Genomic DNA, 13,760 nt, shown 5'->3' on the forward strand with positions numbered 1-13,760 from the left:
ATTTAAAAATATAAATTTATTCCTCAATTGTTAAATTGAGTTTTTCTGTTAATTCCTTGTACCTGTTCCTTATTGTAACCTCGGTTACACCAGCAACCTCAGCTATTGCTCTCTGTGTTCTTCTTTCACCGGTTATCAATGATGCTATGTATATTGCCGCTGCTGCAACACCTGTTGGGCCCTTACCTGATGTTAAATCGTTGTCCACGGCCATTTTAAGAATTTCCTCTGCCCTCTTTCTTGCCTCCATTGATAATCTGAGCTTGGAGCAGAATCTGTTTACATAGTCATCGGGCTTTGATGGAAGTATATTTAGTTTTAGATACCTTGCCATGATTCTGTATGTTCTTCCAATTTCCTTCTTTTTTACCCTTGTAACAGATGCTATCTCGTCCAAGGTTCTTGGGACGTTTGTAATTCTGCACGCGGCATATATTGACCCTGCAACAACACCCTCAATGGATCTGCCGCGGATCATATTCTGCTTAACGGCCTTTCTGTAAATAACGGCTGCAGTTTCCCGCACATCGTTTGGAATGCTAAGATTGGATGCCATTCTTTCAAGCTCCTGCAATGCCTGTGATAGGTTTCTCTCTGCTGCGTTTGAGACCTTAATTCTCTTCTGCCACTTTCTTAATCTGTAAAGCTGTGCCCTGTTCCTTGTTGGAATTGATTTTCCATATGAATCCTTATTTTTCCATGATATATCGGTTGATAAACCCTTATCATGAATTGTGTATGTCATTGGAGAGCCTGTTCTGGCACGGCTTTCTGACTGCTCTGAATCAAAAGCCCTCCATTCTGGCCCCTCGTCAATATAACTGTCATCAATAACCAAACCACAGTTTGAACATACGAGCTCCCCGCGCTCATAATCCCTGACCAGCTGTGAGGAACCGCATTCCGGGCATTTATCTATCTCATATATATTTTTCTTCTTTTCCTTTTCATCAACCATATTTATCACCTAACATTTTACATATACTTTTTCCGGGGAATAATCCACGGATGCCAGATATGCGAGGGCATACGGATTTGATACGGGTCCCAGTATTCTGGTTATCCTGCCAATAGCCTTTTCATTACTATCATATATTTTACCATGTAAACTAAGGCAATTATTAATCCGTATCAATATCTCATTGTTTCTTTTATGCACTATTTGGCATTCATATTTCATTGTACCATACTATATACATAGTTTATATTTAAACTTTTCGTAAGATTATTAAAAATTAGGTTTTTTATATTAAAATATTAGTGTATAAATTTGTGTAATATCTCACTTATCTAAGATTCATAAATTATTTATTGGAAAAATAATTTTAATAAATTTTTATTGCATATATAATAAACTTTTAATACTCTTAGTAATAAGCATTATATAAATCTTGGGTGGTATTTAATGGAAGTTGACGACGTGAAAGTTTGTCCTGAATGTGGTTCACATCATCTTGTAAAGGATTATGAAAGAGGGGAATTAACCTGTTATGATTGTGGTATGGTTATTGAGGATTCCATTATTGATCAGGGACCTGAGTGGAGGTCATTTGATTCTGATCAGGATGAAAAACGTTCAAGGACAGGCTCACCAAGCAGCTTTATGAGCCATGATAAGGGGCTGGCCACTGAGATTTCATGGTCAAACAAGGATTATTACGGAAAGAGAATACCACATAAAAATCGTGCCCAGATTTACAGGGTTAGAAAATGGCACCAGAGAATTAGGGTAAGCAATGCGGCCGAAAGAAATTTGTCCATGGCATTGCAGATACTGAATGAGGATGGTACAAAACTTGGAATTCCAAAGGATATTAAGGAAACAGCAGCATTAATATATAGAAAGGCCGTGGAGAGGAATCTTATAAGGGGGAGAAGCATAGAAAGCATAGTATGTGCATCCATATATGCTGCATGCAGAATGGTAAATATACCAAGAACGCTGGATGAGATCTCCAAGGTATCATATGTAAATAAGAAAAAAATTGGAAAGGCATACCGGCATCTAGCAAAGGAACTTGCATTAAATATTAAACCCGCAACTCCATACTCATATGTTTCACAGTTCTGTAATAAACTTGACCTGGACAAGAAGGTTATAATAGACAGTGAAAACATAATAAGGCTTGCATCGGAATCGGGCATTTCAATGGGAAAGGGACCAACAGGTGTTGCAGCAGCGGCAATATACATAGCAGCAATAAAAAACGGAAAATCAAGGACACAGAAGGATGTTGCCAGGGTATCCGGAGTCACAGAGGTAACCATAAGAAATAGATATAAGGAAATAAGCAGGATGCTTGGCTTTGACCAGAATGAATAAATTATAAAACATTTAGCTTTACAGCAATGGTAATAAATGCCGTGTGACCTATAATATTATTATCAGGCCTTGTTGCATTTTCCCTTACAAGTATGTTACGCTTTATTAATTCAACGGTTTCCAAAACAGTGAAGTTATTCTTATTTAATGATAAAACATTTTTTTCAGCCTGATTAAAGGTTGGTGAGTATGTTATAAAGTATCCTCCAAATTTAAGATTATTTTTGAGATTATCAACACATTCCCATGGTTCTGGCATATCAAGTATAATTGTGTCAAATAATTCTTCGGTTTTAAATGTTTTAATATCGCCGTTAATAAGCTCCCAGTTATTCGGGTTAATAAGTGAATAAACGTTTTTCCTTGCGTTTTCAATGTTCTGTTTATCTATATCAACACTAACAAGTTTTCCTGATGCATTTATTGAGTTAAGTATTGAATAGCTTAAATTGCCTGTACCAACACCGGATTCCAGAATTTTTTTACTCCCATTTATGGATCCGGTATATATTATATAGGCGGCATCAACAGGAAGTATTGTCTGTGTCCTTCTGCCTGATATACGATAAAAAAATTGTGGATCAGGATTTAATATTACAAAGGTTTTACTCCTTAATTTAATTGTATCTCCGGGCTCAAAAACAGAATTCAAGGGTATGCTTATTCTTTCGTTTTTAATATATGCAGTATGTTGCTCCATATCAAGAAGGCCGTAACAATCATCAGATTTAATAATAAACACAAACGTTTATATTTTTAAAATATTTATTTTTTACACCTTTCTATAAAATTTTTAAAAATTTCTGTGCCATATTCAGTATTATTAACCTCAGGATGAAACTGAACACCAAATATATCCCTGCTTTTATGATAAAAGGCCTGCACCCTGCATGTATCTGATGAGGCGCATATAATGTAATCGTCAGAGATGGACTTAATCTCATCATTATGGTTCTCCCAGACTATCATTTTTTCAGGGATGTCATAAAATATTGAGCCTTTACTGTAAAAATTAACCTCCTTTTTGCCATATTCAGGATGTACTGCCTTTGATACATTCCCGCCTGAATTTAAGGCAATGAACTGGGCACCTGCACATATGCCAAAAATTGGATAATCATGATTAATATACTGCTTAATATTTCCAAGTTTTGAAAGTTCAGATTCTATGCTTGCAGGACCACCTGATAGAACTAGTCCATCAAGGTCTATTAATTTTTCATCATCAACAGTATTTGGGAATATCTCAGCATCTACTTCAAATGATTTTAGGACACGCCACTCACGGTGGGTCCACTGTCCACCATTATCTATTACACCTATTTTCACACCACAAAATTTCAATGTTGTATTTAAAGATAGTACAATAATCTTTAAATTGTTGTTATAAAAACTTATATAACCTGAAATAATAAACCTTTTATGACAATATATCAAGGTAAAGGTACAAAGAAATTTACAGGTGGAAAATTAAAGAGAAACCATTCAAAAAGAAGATACGAGCTTGGCAGGGAGCCATCATTAACAAAAATTGGTGAGACTGAAAGAAAAACAATAAGAACTTTAGGTGGCAATACCAAGGTTGTTTTATTAAATGAACAGTTTGCAAATGTATACAATCCCGATGATAAAACAACAAAGAAGGTTAAAATTATAACAGTTAAGGAAAATAATGCCGATCCGCATTATGTGCAAAGGAACATTATGAATAAGGGTACAGTAATATCAACGGAGATAGGAAATGCAATGATAACATCCAGGCCAGGCCAGCACGGCGTGATAAATGCAGTACTTGTGAAATGATAACATTATATTCACAGTATTTTAACCCAAATATTAGCAGGCGCCTTGGCAGGAGAATAAGCCGTGAAAAGGCCACAAGGTACAATGATTCCCGGCTTGAATCAATTTTAAAGTCCATGAACCTTAACTATGAAATAAAAAAATGTAAATATCCAAGAATACCCTATGAAGAAACAAGCATGTTTCTTATTGATGGAAACATAAAAAAGGGCACATTAATAAAAATTATAGAAAACAGATTATGATTTTCTGAACTTTTTCTTTTTGTAGTATTCAAGCGGATGATTAATTTTTCTACAAAGTGGATCATCATCCATGTAACATAGATGATTTGATCTTAATGTTACACATTTTGGCGGCGAGTATTCTGTTCCAGAGATTATTCCGGTAATGTGCTCAACCTGATACGTGGTCATTTTTTCATTAAAGTCCGGCACATTTCTAAATATATTTATCATATCAGCATTTGACATACCAATTGAATGCAGAAAGCTTACAAGCGTAAATCTGGCAAGATGTGGCAGGTTCTGGTTATCCCTTATTTCATTTAAATATTCAATAATACATGGCGGAAATTTTGTAAAATCCACATCTCCAAGCTTCATTTCGTTTTTTGCATTTATTTTTATAAATTCATCTCTAATTAAGTTTATTTCAGATTGATAACTTTTAAATATCTGTGCGGCCTGATCAATGTTTATAGAATTGTATATAATATTAATTTTTTCAACAAAGTTTTCCCTTAAAAGATGGGCAATCTGACCCTCATCCACTATTATAAGTCCATTTTCCATTTTCTGGTATATTAACCTGTATTTAAATCCGGATATTTTTTTATTATATGTGATAAAAAAATTAAATGGGATTTTAATAATATTATTTGATACAAATACATTTATTTTGGCCCTATGACAGTAATCTATAAATGACTCGATATCATTTTTGATAAGCCTCAATATCTCATTTTCAAATACGTCCCTCTGTTCTATTATAAATCTGGATGTTAAATTTCTCTGGTTGATTAATTTAATCATCCATAGTGCTATGCCAAAACTTTTAAGGTCGAGCACCTGATTGTACCTGTTTTTATCAGCATATTTTTTAACTATATTTTTTATATATTCCAGTGCCAGAAGCATGGGCTTCCTGTCTGACAGGGAATTGGCTGCAGTATTTATGTTTTCCGGTGATGACACGTAATCATAATCAACAAAAAATTTATCTGTTATCATTTTATAATTCTATTAAATCCTTTGTTGATGTTGTAAGCTGCTCATAACCGTCCTTTTTAACGAGAACATCATCCTCTATTCTGACCCCACCAACATCGGGTACGTATATGCCCGGTTCATCGGTAACCACCATATTGCTCTTTAGGACAAAATCATAGGATGGTGATAGTGCTGCATGATCGTGGACGTCCAAACCAACCCCATGGCCCAGTGAATGTATAAATCTACCCTTATACTTTGTGGAGTCTATAATATCACGGGCTATTTTATCTATATCGCGGCCATTTACATTCTCCTTTATTTTTATCATGCTCTCATGCTGTGCCCTTTTAACAATTTCATATATTTCCTTCTGCTCTTCACTGGCCCTCCCAAAAACCATTGTTCTTGTTGTATCGGAGCAGTACCTCTGATAAACAGCACCGTAATCTATTAAAACAAAATCGCCCTTTTTTAATTTTGTTTTTCCTGGAAAATAATGGGGCATGGATGAATTTTTACCAAATGCAACTATTGTGCTAAATGATTCTCCTGATGCGCCGTTTTTCATCATGGCATAAACCACCTCTGCGGCCAGTTCTATTTCTGTCATGCCCTCCCTAATTTTTGGTATTACGTCCTCAAGAGAATCGCTGGCTATTTTTGCGGCCTCCCTTATCTTTGATATCTCATCATCCTCCTTTATTTTTCTTGCCTCAAGTATGGACTGCGATATGTCTATAAATTCCTTATCTGGAATAATTTTAAGAATGTTTTTATACTGTTCCAGTGAAACTGCTGAATAGTTGATGCCTATATTTGTATGGTTTTCAAAAATTTTTTTGATAATCTCGTTAAATTCATCCCTTGTTTTAAATATAATTACGTCATAGCCTGTTTCTCTTGCAGCCTGTTCCTCCAGCTCTGATGTGATAATTTTTACCTCATCAGGCCTGATAAATAATGCTGAACCCTCAAATATACCGCTTTTTGCACCGGTAATATAAAAGAATGTTTTATCTATCTGGTTTTCCCCGCCATTTATTATAAGTGCCGTGTCAACATCCCTGACGTAATCAAATATTCTCTCACTTTTCATTATTATTTATCTTAATTTTAGATATAATAATTTCGATTAACAAATGATTAATAATATTAAATATAAGCCATACATTTACATATATAATGTACGATAAAGTATTTTCAGGAAAATTTTATTATAATGGGCAGTTTCAGGATCTTGATATAGGTGTATGTGATGGAAAAATATCAGAAATAAAAAAGCATATTAATTTTAAAAGGGAAATATTGCGCCATGCAGTCATTCCTGCAGGCACAGATATACATGTTCACTTCAGGGACCCTGGTGAAACCGAAAAGGAGGATTTTAGAACAGGCACCATCTCAGCCATTGCAGGAGGTACAACAACAATATTTGATATGCCCAATAATAAAATAAAAATTGACAATTATTCTGCATACAGGGATAAACTTGAAATAGTCCGCAGAAAGGCATACTCGGATTTTGGCCTTTATTCGATGTTCACTGGAAATAACCTTGATATCATTGATAAGGATTCCTCTGGAATAAAAATATACATGGGAAGCACAACAAATGCCAGTGGACTAAATAATTATAATGCCAGTGATATTAATGGAATAAATGATCTTAAAATACCGGTTGTATTCCATGCGGAGGATCCTGTATGCCTCCAAAAAAATCATATTGAGGCAAAAAACCTGATGGAGTATAATAAATCCAGGCCGCCAGAATGCGAGGATTCTGCAGTTAGCACTGCCAGCAAAATGGGATTTAAAAATGGAATAATAGCACACCTAACACATAATATAAAAACGCAATATTTAAGGGAGGTAACACCGCATCACCTGATGCTCAATGATGAAATGGATCTTGGTTCTTATGGAAAGGTAAATCCCCCATTAAGAAGCCGCGAACTTCAGGGCCTTTTACTCGATGAATATATATCAGGAAGCTATGATATTTTATCATCCGACCACGCACCGCATACACAGAATGAGAAGGCGGATTTTGAATATGCACCAGCCGGTATAATAGGGGTTGAAACCAGGATTCCACTAATGCTTGCATTAATACAGAAAAAGGTCTTATCCATGGATGTATTCATAAAAACTGCGATATATAATCCTGCAAAAATATTTAATATAAAAAAGGGTGAGATAAAAATAGGCAATTATGCAGATTTTATGACTGTTGATTTTACCTCAATGGAGAGGCTCAACGATTACAGGCTCCACTCAAAAAATCCAGAATCACCCTTTAATGGCTTTGATGTAATATTCCCGGATGAGGTAATCATGAGGGGTATAAAAATTGTATCTTCAAGAGAAATAATAGAGGATCATACTGGAAAATATATAAAGGAGCTTAAATGATGCCAAAGTATTTAAAGACATCACCCACCTGGGCGCCATAGGCAAATTCTGATACATACTCACTTTTTTCCTTTATGTTTTCTGATGCATTGGCAGGTGCTGCTTTTTTAACAGGGAGATCAAACATGCTTAAATCATTGTCAGAATCTCCCATAACCAGTATCTCCTTGTAATCATAATTATAATATTCCTTAAGGAAATTAACGGCATATGCCTTATCCTGGCCCTTATTCATGACATGCCATGTAAATTTGCTATTCACAATGTATAAATCCCGCTTTTCAGCCTCCTTTGATATGAATTCATAGTCTTTTTCATCCATTGTAAATGCCGATGATGTTTGCCTCCAGATGTTTGTAAACATGGGCCTTGCACTTGTTGTTTTTGATATCTCATCAAGGAATTTATCACATTTTTCCTTGCTAAAGAATGTCTTAATGGTATCATTAATAAGCACTATGCCACCGTTTTCACCAAATACCGGTGCATTTGTGCCTATGAATGTTTTTAATCCAAACATAACCGGTAATGCATTTCCACTAACAAATGATATAAGGACTCCAGAATTCACAGCCCTTCTGATATTTATTATTGCATCTGTTGATATTCTTCTTTCCCTGTCTGTGAGGGTCCCATCAACATCAAGCACAACAAGCCTTATCATTTTTGGTAATATTTATAAAATTTATAAACATTTATAATAAGATGAAAGATCAAAAATTAAATAGAATTGCCATGGATAGAATAAATAAATTATATAATTTATCACTTATTTCCAATGAATATTATTCTAAAAGATATATTATACTCATGGAAAGAATTGCAAAAAGGATGGATATCACACTACCAGTATATATAAAAAAATCATACTGTAAAAAATGCAAACTGCCATATAAGAATGAAAGAATTAGAATTAAAAATGGACTGGTGATTATAACGTGCCCGAACTGTGGAGATGTAAGAAGAATACCTATAAAAAATTAATCCACTGTTTCCAGTTCAAAATAGACCTTAAAACCCTGCAGGGTTGCCTGAATTTTATCGGCAAACCATATGGCATCCTCGGCGGTTGCAGAGTCGGGCCAGTTGTATACCATATCCTGTTCTCCTTTTATTAACGAAAATCCCAGTGACCTTAATCTATCCACTATTTCACTGGGTTTTGTACCCTCGCTGTTGAATATCACTTTAAGGAATGTTTTCATAGTACCTAAATATAGCATTGTATATATTATTTTTCCGTTTGTCTCATTTTTGATGGCCACCAGTTGTACTTATCAAGGAACAGCATAACGCTTGGAACAAAGAACATCCAGCTGACAAAGGTATCAACAAGCACTCCGAGTGATAGACCTACACCTATTTCCTGCATTATGGGTATTCCGCTGAAATATAATGCACCAAATGTTGCGAATAATAATGAACCAAGGGTCATAATAACCCCACCACTTTCAATGATACTGTTTTTTATTCCATCATCATTGGTCATGCCGTTTAAAACATTTTCCCTGACCTTTGTAACCATAAATATATCATAATCAAGGCCCACAGCCAGCAGGGTTATAAATACAAATAATGGCAGGAAGATAATTAATGGTAAATGAAGTATGTAAAAGAATATGATATATGTTATTACAAGTGACATAATTACGGCCGCCATCACCATTAGTATGAGCCTTAATGGTGTAAATGCGGATCCGAGCTGTATTAATAATATTATGAATATAGCCACACCAAGTATTGGCACCATCTTGCTGAAGGAGGATGATGTAAATGAATATGCATTATTAAGATACTCTGTTAAACCACCTGCATAACCCTTATAGTCAGAACCTGATGAATATTTTGATTCTATACTTTTAAGAAATGATGTGGACTGTGGGCTCCAGGCTATATTTGAAAGATATATAACTATCTCTGCATAGTGAGAATTATTACCTATATATGAGTTTGTTGCGCTTGCATAATCCTTGGAATATGCAGGTGAAACATTTAATGCACCTAATGCACCTTTAGATGTTAAATTCACAGTCTGGCCAAATGGAGAACCTATTCCGTATATGTCAGAAACATAACCTGAGCTTGAAAGATTATGCTCTATTGACAGTATCTGATTATATTCTGTTGTATTATAATAATATGTATTATTTTTATGTATTACTAATGGGGATGTAAAATTTAAAATTATATACGCAGGATCAAACAAATCATAATGGAACGAATTGTTTACAACAACCAGTGATTGTATTCCACTGCTTGGTGGCAGGAGGGTAAATACATCCATGTTTGTTGGCGTCTCGGCATAAAGTGCAAGGGATGCAAATGTTACAACCACAAATATTACAAATATCTTCTTTTTATTTTTAATTGTAAAATTGGCAACCTTCTCCATGGAATGCTCAAATGGAAGTTTTGAACCCTCCTTAATTTTGGCGGGATAAAATATTCTGTCCTTTAACTGTGCCATAAGGGCTATTAAAAATGTATTTGCCGCTATTATGGTAATTACAGCTGAGATTGCATTGGTAAAACCGGCATCACTGAATAGCGGTATATTTGAAACCCATAGAACAACGTATGATAATGCAACTGTTGCACCGGATGTAAATACTGCCTGACCGGCCCATTTGGCTGATTCTGGTATCGCATTTTTATTTCCCTTTCTTCTTTCAGATCTGTATCTTGACAGTATGTATGCTGAATAATCCGATGCAATTCCAAGAATAAGTATTAATAGCAGTGTTGGCGTTATAAATGATATTTTTTTATCGAAAATGTATTTATATATTAAACCGTTGATTCCACCACTCACCACTGCAGATAACAGGAAGATTAAAAATGGAACAAATGCGGCAACAATTGATCTGAAGTAAAGCCCAACTATAATTATGGATATTACAATACCTATTAATAATGCGATTATCATGCCACTCTGGATCTGGCTGGCAAGCTGGTCATTTGAAACAGTTGTGCCCGCAAGGTAATAACTGCTTCCAGGTATAATTTTTTCATACTTATTTTCTATTGATGTTATATGATTCTGTTCTGCAACTGTTAAATTACCATTATAATGGAATATAAGAATTGCAGTATTATTTGATGGGCTTAATAGTGATGAAGAGGAATATGATGAGGGTAAAACAGGATAATGGTTATATGAATTATTTTCTATTGTTGATGTTACCAGCGGCATTAAACTGGTTGTATTATTAAGTTCATATAAATATGGCCTGTAATAATCATCATTTATTTTTAGGTATGGGTTTCCCTTGGTAATGTTTATGCTTGAATTGTATGAATAATCAACTGCAAGATAAAGGGATGTCTTTGAAATACTTTTGGTATGGTTAAATTCCGATATGGCATTATCTATAAAACTTAAATTGCTTACACCCACCTCAGTAAATATTTTATTAAACCCGGCAGAAAATGTGGAATTCTGGGCTATTTTAGTTGAGTTTTCTCCCTTAAGGTTTAACGATAACACAAGCGTATTTAAATCATAAATGCCATTTTCAAGACCCTTAATCTCCTTTGAAAATGAATAAAGTGTTGAATTCTCTACTGTGAATATACTGGTTGTATTTGTGTAACCTATATTCGTGGATTTTAGATAATTAGATACATTATCCTGGAAATTAATTAAATTTTTAACATTTTGAGAATTATTTAAGTTTGTATTGTTTGCAACAATCAAAATTTCAGGGTCTGTAGAACCCCCAAACTGATCTGTTAACAATTTATTTGCCTCATATGCAGGTGAATTCTTTGTAACAATTGAACTTGAAACATTGTATGATGTATCTGTAAAAAGCAACGTTGCAGCAGGAAGCATCAATATAAAGAGGACTATCCATATTACCAGAATCTTCTTTTTATTTCTTTGAGAGAATTTACCAAGTCTCATGAATGATTTTTCCAACATTATGGTACCGAATTAAATCAAAAAATTTAAAGTTTATTAATAAACATTTTTTTAACCGAATTTTTAATATATTCAAAAAATTAAAATGCATGGAAAATATGTTAAATTAATGAATTATACAAAAATAGATTTATACTCATATCTATATAACCTGCTTTTACAGATTCCTGATGGCATGGTAAGCACATACGGTGATCTTGCCGTTGCACTTGGTGATAAAATTTCTGCAAGGGCTGTTGGATACATGCTTTCCCTAAATAATTACCCTGATAAATATCCCTGCTATAAAATAGTTTATTCAGATGGTACTGCAGGCAATTATGCCCTTGGTGCAGAGGAAAAAATTAGAAGGCTTAAAAATGATGGTATAAATGTAATTAATGGTAAGATAGATAATTTCAATAAGCTCGTATTCAGGGACTTTAAGTCCGATTACCCATTGAAAAAATTAATGATGGAACAAAACAAAATTTCAGGACATATAGATACAAATGATTATGAGATACCAAAGAGTGTTGCGGCAGTGGATGTTTCATATGTTGGCAGATATGGTTATGGTGCCATGGTTATAAAGGAGGGTGATAATATTGTTGTTAGATACTTTAAAGAAGAATCTAAATTTCCCTATATCCCTGGATATCTTGGATATCATGAAACACCGTATATAGAAAATCTTGTTAGAGATTTTGATGGAATTATCCTGATTGATGGTAATGGAATACTGCATCCAAGAATGTGTGGACTTGCAACCTTTTATGGTGTGCTGTTTAATAAGCAAACCATTGGGGTGGCAAAATCATTGCTGCTTGGCGATATTGGAAACAATTATATTTATTATAACAATAAACCATTGGGTTATCAGGTAAATAAAAGAACAATAGTAAGCCCTGGAAACAAAATTGGCCTAGAAAAATCTGTGGAATACATAAAGTCTATTGGAAACGGTAAATATCCGCAAATACTTCAGATGGCGCATAATGAAACAGTAAAATTTAGAAAAAGCGGAGATTGCCGAGACAGGACAAAGGCGATGGATTCAGGGTCCATTTCCGCAGGGATTCGGGGGTTCGAATCCCCCTCTCCGCATTTTTGATATAATATAAATGAGGCTGTTTCATAAAATATTACATGATAGATAAAAATAATTTGTAGTTTAATTCATAATTCAAAGATTAAATATTTTTTTTAAATTTATTTCCATGGTATATCAGATAATTCCACAGGAATTAAATGAAATGTTAAATAATGATGATGCAGTAATAATTGATGTCAGGGAACCGTTTGAATATGAGTATGGCCATATAAAAAATTCTATTTTAATTCCGGTATTTGATATCTTTAATAATCCTGATTTATTAAAAAAATATGAAAATAAAAAAATAATTCTTGTTTGCAGTTCCGGCCACAGAAGCCTTTATGCGGCAAAATTTCTGGAAGAAAACGGTTATAAAAACATTTTTAATCTTTATAATGGAATTTACGGATGGGAAATGCAGGATTATGAGATTGTTAATGATTAATATTAATTTTTCTTGAGGTACGGTTGGATCTTGAAATAATTATAAGCATTAAAATTATTATTATGGACATAAATAAAAACTGAATTTTATATTTTGCAAGGTATGTTATTAATACAAAAAATATATATCCAAATAAAATGCCAAATAATATGGAATAGGAGCCTATGGAGCTGTCCCTAAATCTAGAATTTACATACAGCCAGATTATTGATGCTGCCAGTGATATTGAAAATAAATACAAGATTATATGGGCGTTTCCCGGAGGTAAAATTGAAAATATTGTATTGCTCTCACCACCGTACTCGATTAAATTTTTAAGATTATCTGAGTATTCAAGCCCAACAGTGTAAAAAGCTATTTTGTATGATACCGAATATATTAAGGTGTATGTAATTAAAAGAAATTCAAATAATGATGTTCCCGCTGAGGATACAAAGGATCCAATGACGCCCGCGAATGAACTGGAGGTAATACCATGTATAATCAGAACAATGTCAATTAGCAGTGCAAGGGTTAACAAAAATCCAGTATTTATCTTAAATTCTGGAAATAACATAAAAAAA

The 13,760-nt window shown here is 34.0% G+C and carries 16 protein-coding genes, 1 tRNA gene and 1 pseudogene; 8 read left to right on the plus strand and 10 right to left on the minus strand.

The annotated features are described in order from the left end of the window. Window positions 1-16: 16 nt before the first annotated feature. On the minus strand, window positions 17-958 hold the full coding sequence (locus AOG55_RS07835; protein ID WP_054963874.1) for a transcription initiation factor IIB: 942 nt from the start codon (window positions 956-958) through the stop codon (window positions 17-19). A gap of 9 nt (window positions 959-967) precedes the next feature. Beyond that, on the minus strand, window positions 968-1,180 hold the full coding sequence (locus AOG55_RS07840) for an H/ACA ribonucleoprotein complex subunit GAR1 (protein WP_048100902.1): 213 nt from the start codon (window positions 1,178-1,180) through the stop codon (window positions 968-970). A gap of 225 nt (window positions 1,181-1,405) precedes the next feature. Here AOG55_RS07840 and AOG55_RS07845 point away from each other — a divergent pair, with 225 nt between their 5' ends. After that, window positions 1,406-2,323 carry a transcription initiation factor IIB gene (locus tag AOG55_RS07845; protein ID WP_054964441.1) on the plus strand — a complete coding sequence of 306 codons (918 nt, stop codon included), beginning with the start codon at window positions 1,406-1,408 and terminating at the stop codon, window positions 2,321-2,323. A 1-nt stretch (window position 2,324) separates the two neighbouring features. On the opposite strand, the gene AOG55_RS07850 is transcribed toward AOG55_RS07845, so the two are convergent. Further along, window positions 2,325-3,065: a tRNA (adenine-N1)-methyltransferase gene (locus AOG55_RS07850; protein WP_052656654.1), complete on the minus strand. Its 741-nt coding sequence runs from the start codon at window positions 3,063-3,065 to the stop codon at window positions 2,325-2,327. Window positions 3,066-3,088: 23 nt separating this feature from the next. Continuing rightward, window positions 3,089-3,652, minus strand: a complete 564-nt coding sequence (locus AOG55_RS07855; RefSeq protein ID WP_055041140.1) for a GMP synthase subunit A — start codon at window positions 3,650-3,652, stop codon at window positions 3,089-3,091. Window positions 3,653-3,745: 93 nt separating this feature from the next. On the opposite strand from AOG55_RS07855, the gene AOG55_RS07860 reads away from it, so the two are divergent. Then, window positions 3,746-4,126 (plus strand): 30S ribosomal protein S8e, encoded by a 381-nt coding sequence (locus AOG55_RS07860; RefSeq protein WP_048100899.1) that lies wholly within the window; start codon window positions 3,746-3,748, stop codon window positions 4,124-4,126. Further along, the gene (locus tag AOG55_RS07865; protein WP_048100898.1) at window positions 4,123-4,371 is read left to right on the plus strand and encodes a signal recognition particle subunit SRP19/SEC65 family protein; all 249 of its coding nucleotides are present in this window, start codon (window positions 4,123-4,125) and stop codon (window positions 4,369-4,371) included. Before AOG55_RS07860 ends, AOG55_RS07865 begins: the two co-directional genes overlap by 4 nt. Here the strand turns inward: AOG55_RS07865 and AOG55_RS07870 are convergent. Further along, entirely contained in the window at window positions 4,366-5,358 is a 993-nt protein-coding gene (locus tag AOG55_RS07870) for a hypothetical protein (RefSeq protein ID WP_055041141.1), read from the minus strand. The two genes, AOG55_RS07865 and AOG55_RS07870, sit on opposite strands and share 6 nt — an antisense overlap. Window position 5,359: 1 nt before the next feature. Next, on the minus strand, window positions 5,360-6,436 hold the full coding sequence (locus AOG55_RS07875; RefSeq protein ID WP_055041142.1) for an aminopeptidase P family protein: 1,077 nt from the start codon (window positions 6,434-6,436) through the stop codon (window positions 5,360-5,362). An 86-nt stretch (window positions 6,437-6,522) separates the two neighbouring features. Between AOG55_RS07875 and AOG55_RS07880 the strand changes: the two genes are divergently transcribed. After that, window positions 6,523-7,752, plus strand: coding sequence for a dihydroorotase (locus AOG55_RS07880; RefSeq protein ID WP_055041143.1), 1,230 nt, complete (start codon window positions 6,523-6,525; stop codon window positions 7,750-7,752). Here the strand turns inward: AOG55_RS07880 and AOG55_RS07885 are convergent. Then, window positions 7,745-8,416, minus strand: coding sequence for a phosphoglycolate phosphatase (locus AOG55_RS07885; protein ID WP_048100895.1), 672 nt, complete (start codon window positions 8,414-8,416; stop codon window positions 7,745-7,747). The genes AOG55_RS07880 and AOG55_RS07885 overlap by 8 nt on opposite strands. Before the next feature lie 41 nt (window positions 8,417-8,457). Between AOG55_RS07885 and AOG55_RS07890 the strand changes: the two genes are divergently transcribed. Further along, window positions 8,458-8,736, plus strand: a complete 279-nt coding sequence (locus tag AOG55_RS07890) for a ribonuclease P protein component 4 (RefSeq protein ID WP_048100894.1) — start codon at window positions 8,458-8,460, stop codon at window positions 8,734-8,736. Here AOG55_RS07890 and AOG55_RS07895 read toward each other — a convergent pair. Continuing rightward, the gene (locus AOG55_RS07895) at window positions 8,733-8,957 is read right to left on the minus strand and encodes a hypothetical protein (RefSeq protein ID WP_048100893.1); all 225 of its coding nucleotides are present in this window, start codon (window positions 8,955-8,957) and stop codon (window positions 8,733-8,735) included. The genes AOG55_RS07890 and AOG55_RS07895 overlap by 4 nt on opposite strands. Before the next feature lie 26 nt (window positions 8,958-8,983). Beyond that, window positions 8,984-11,677: an MMPL family transporter gene (locus AOG55_RS07900; protein WP_055041144.1), complete on the minus strand. Its 2,694-nt coding sequence runs from the start codon at window positions 11,675-11,677 to the stop codon at window positions 8,984-8,986. 175 nt (window positions 11,678-11,852) lie between these two features. Between AOG55_RS07900 and AOG55_RS07905 the strand changes: the two are divergent. From AOG55_RS07905 to AOG55_RS07915, 3 genes and pseudogenes are all read left to right on the plus strand, one after another. After that, window positions 11,853-12,593: pseudogene (locus AOG55_RS07905) on the plus strand (endonuclease V); the annotation flags it as partial. 85 nt (window positions 12,594-12,678) lie between these two features. Further along, window positions 12,679-12,763, plus strand: a tRNA-Leu gene (locus AOG55_RS07910). Between the two features lie 113 nt (window positions 12,764-12,876). Beyond that, entirely contained in the window at window positions 12,877-13,197 is a 321-nt protein-coding gene (locus tag AOG55_RS07915; protein WP_048100891.1) for a rhodanese-like domain-containing protein, read from the plus strand. On the opposite strand, the gene AOG55_RS09525 is transcribed toward AOG55_RS07915, so the two are convergent. Then, a partial coding sequence (locus tag AOG55_RS09525; RefSeq protein ID WP_162216776.1) for a hypothetical protein occupies window positions 13,187-13,760 on the minus strand: 574 nt, incomplete at its 5' end. The genes AOG55_RS07915 and AOG55_RS09525 overlap by 11 nt on opposite strands.

Source organism: Acidiplasma cupricumulans, from assembly GCF_001402935.1.
In the GTDB taxonomy this organism is placed as follows: Archaea; Thermoplasmatota; Thermoplasmata; order Thermoplasmatales; family Thermoplasmataceae; genus Acidiplasma; species Acidiplasma aeolicum.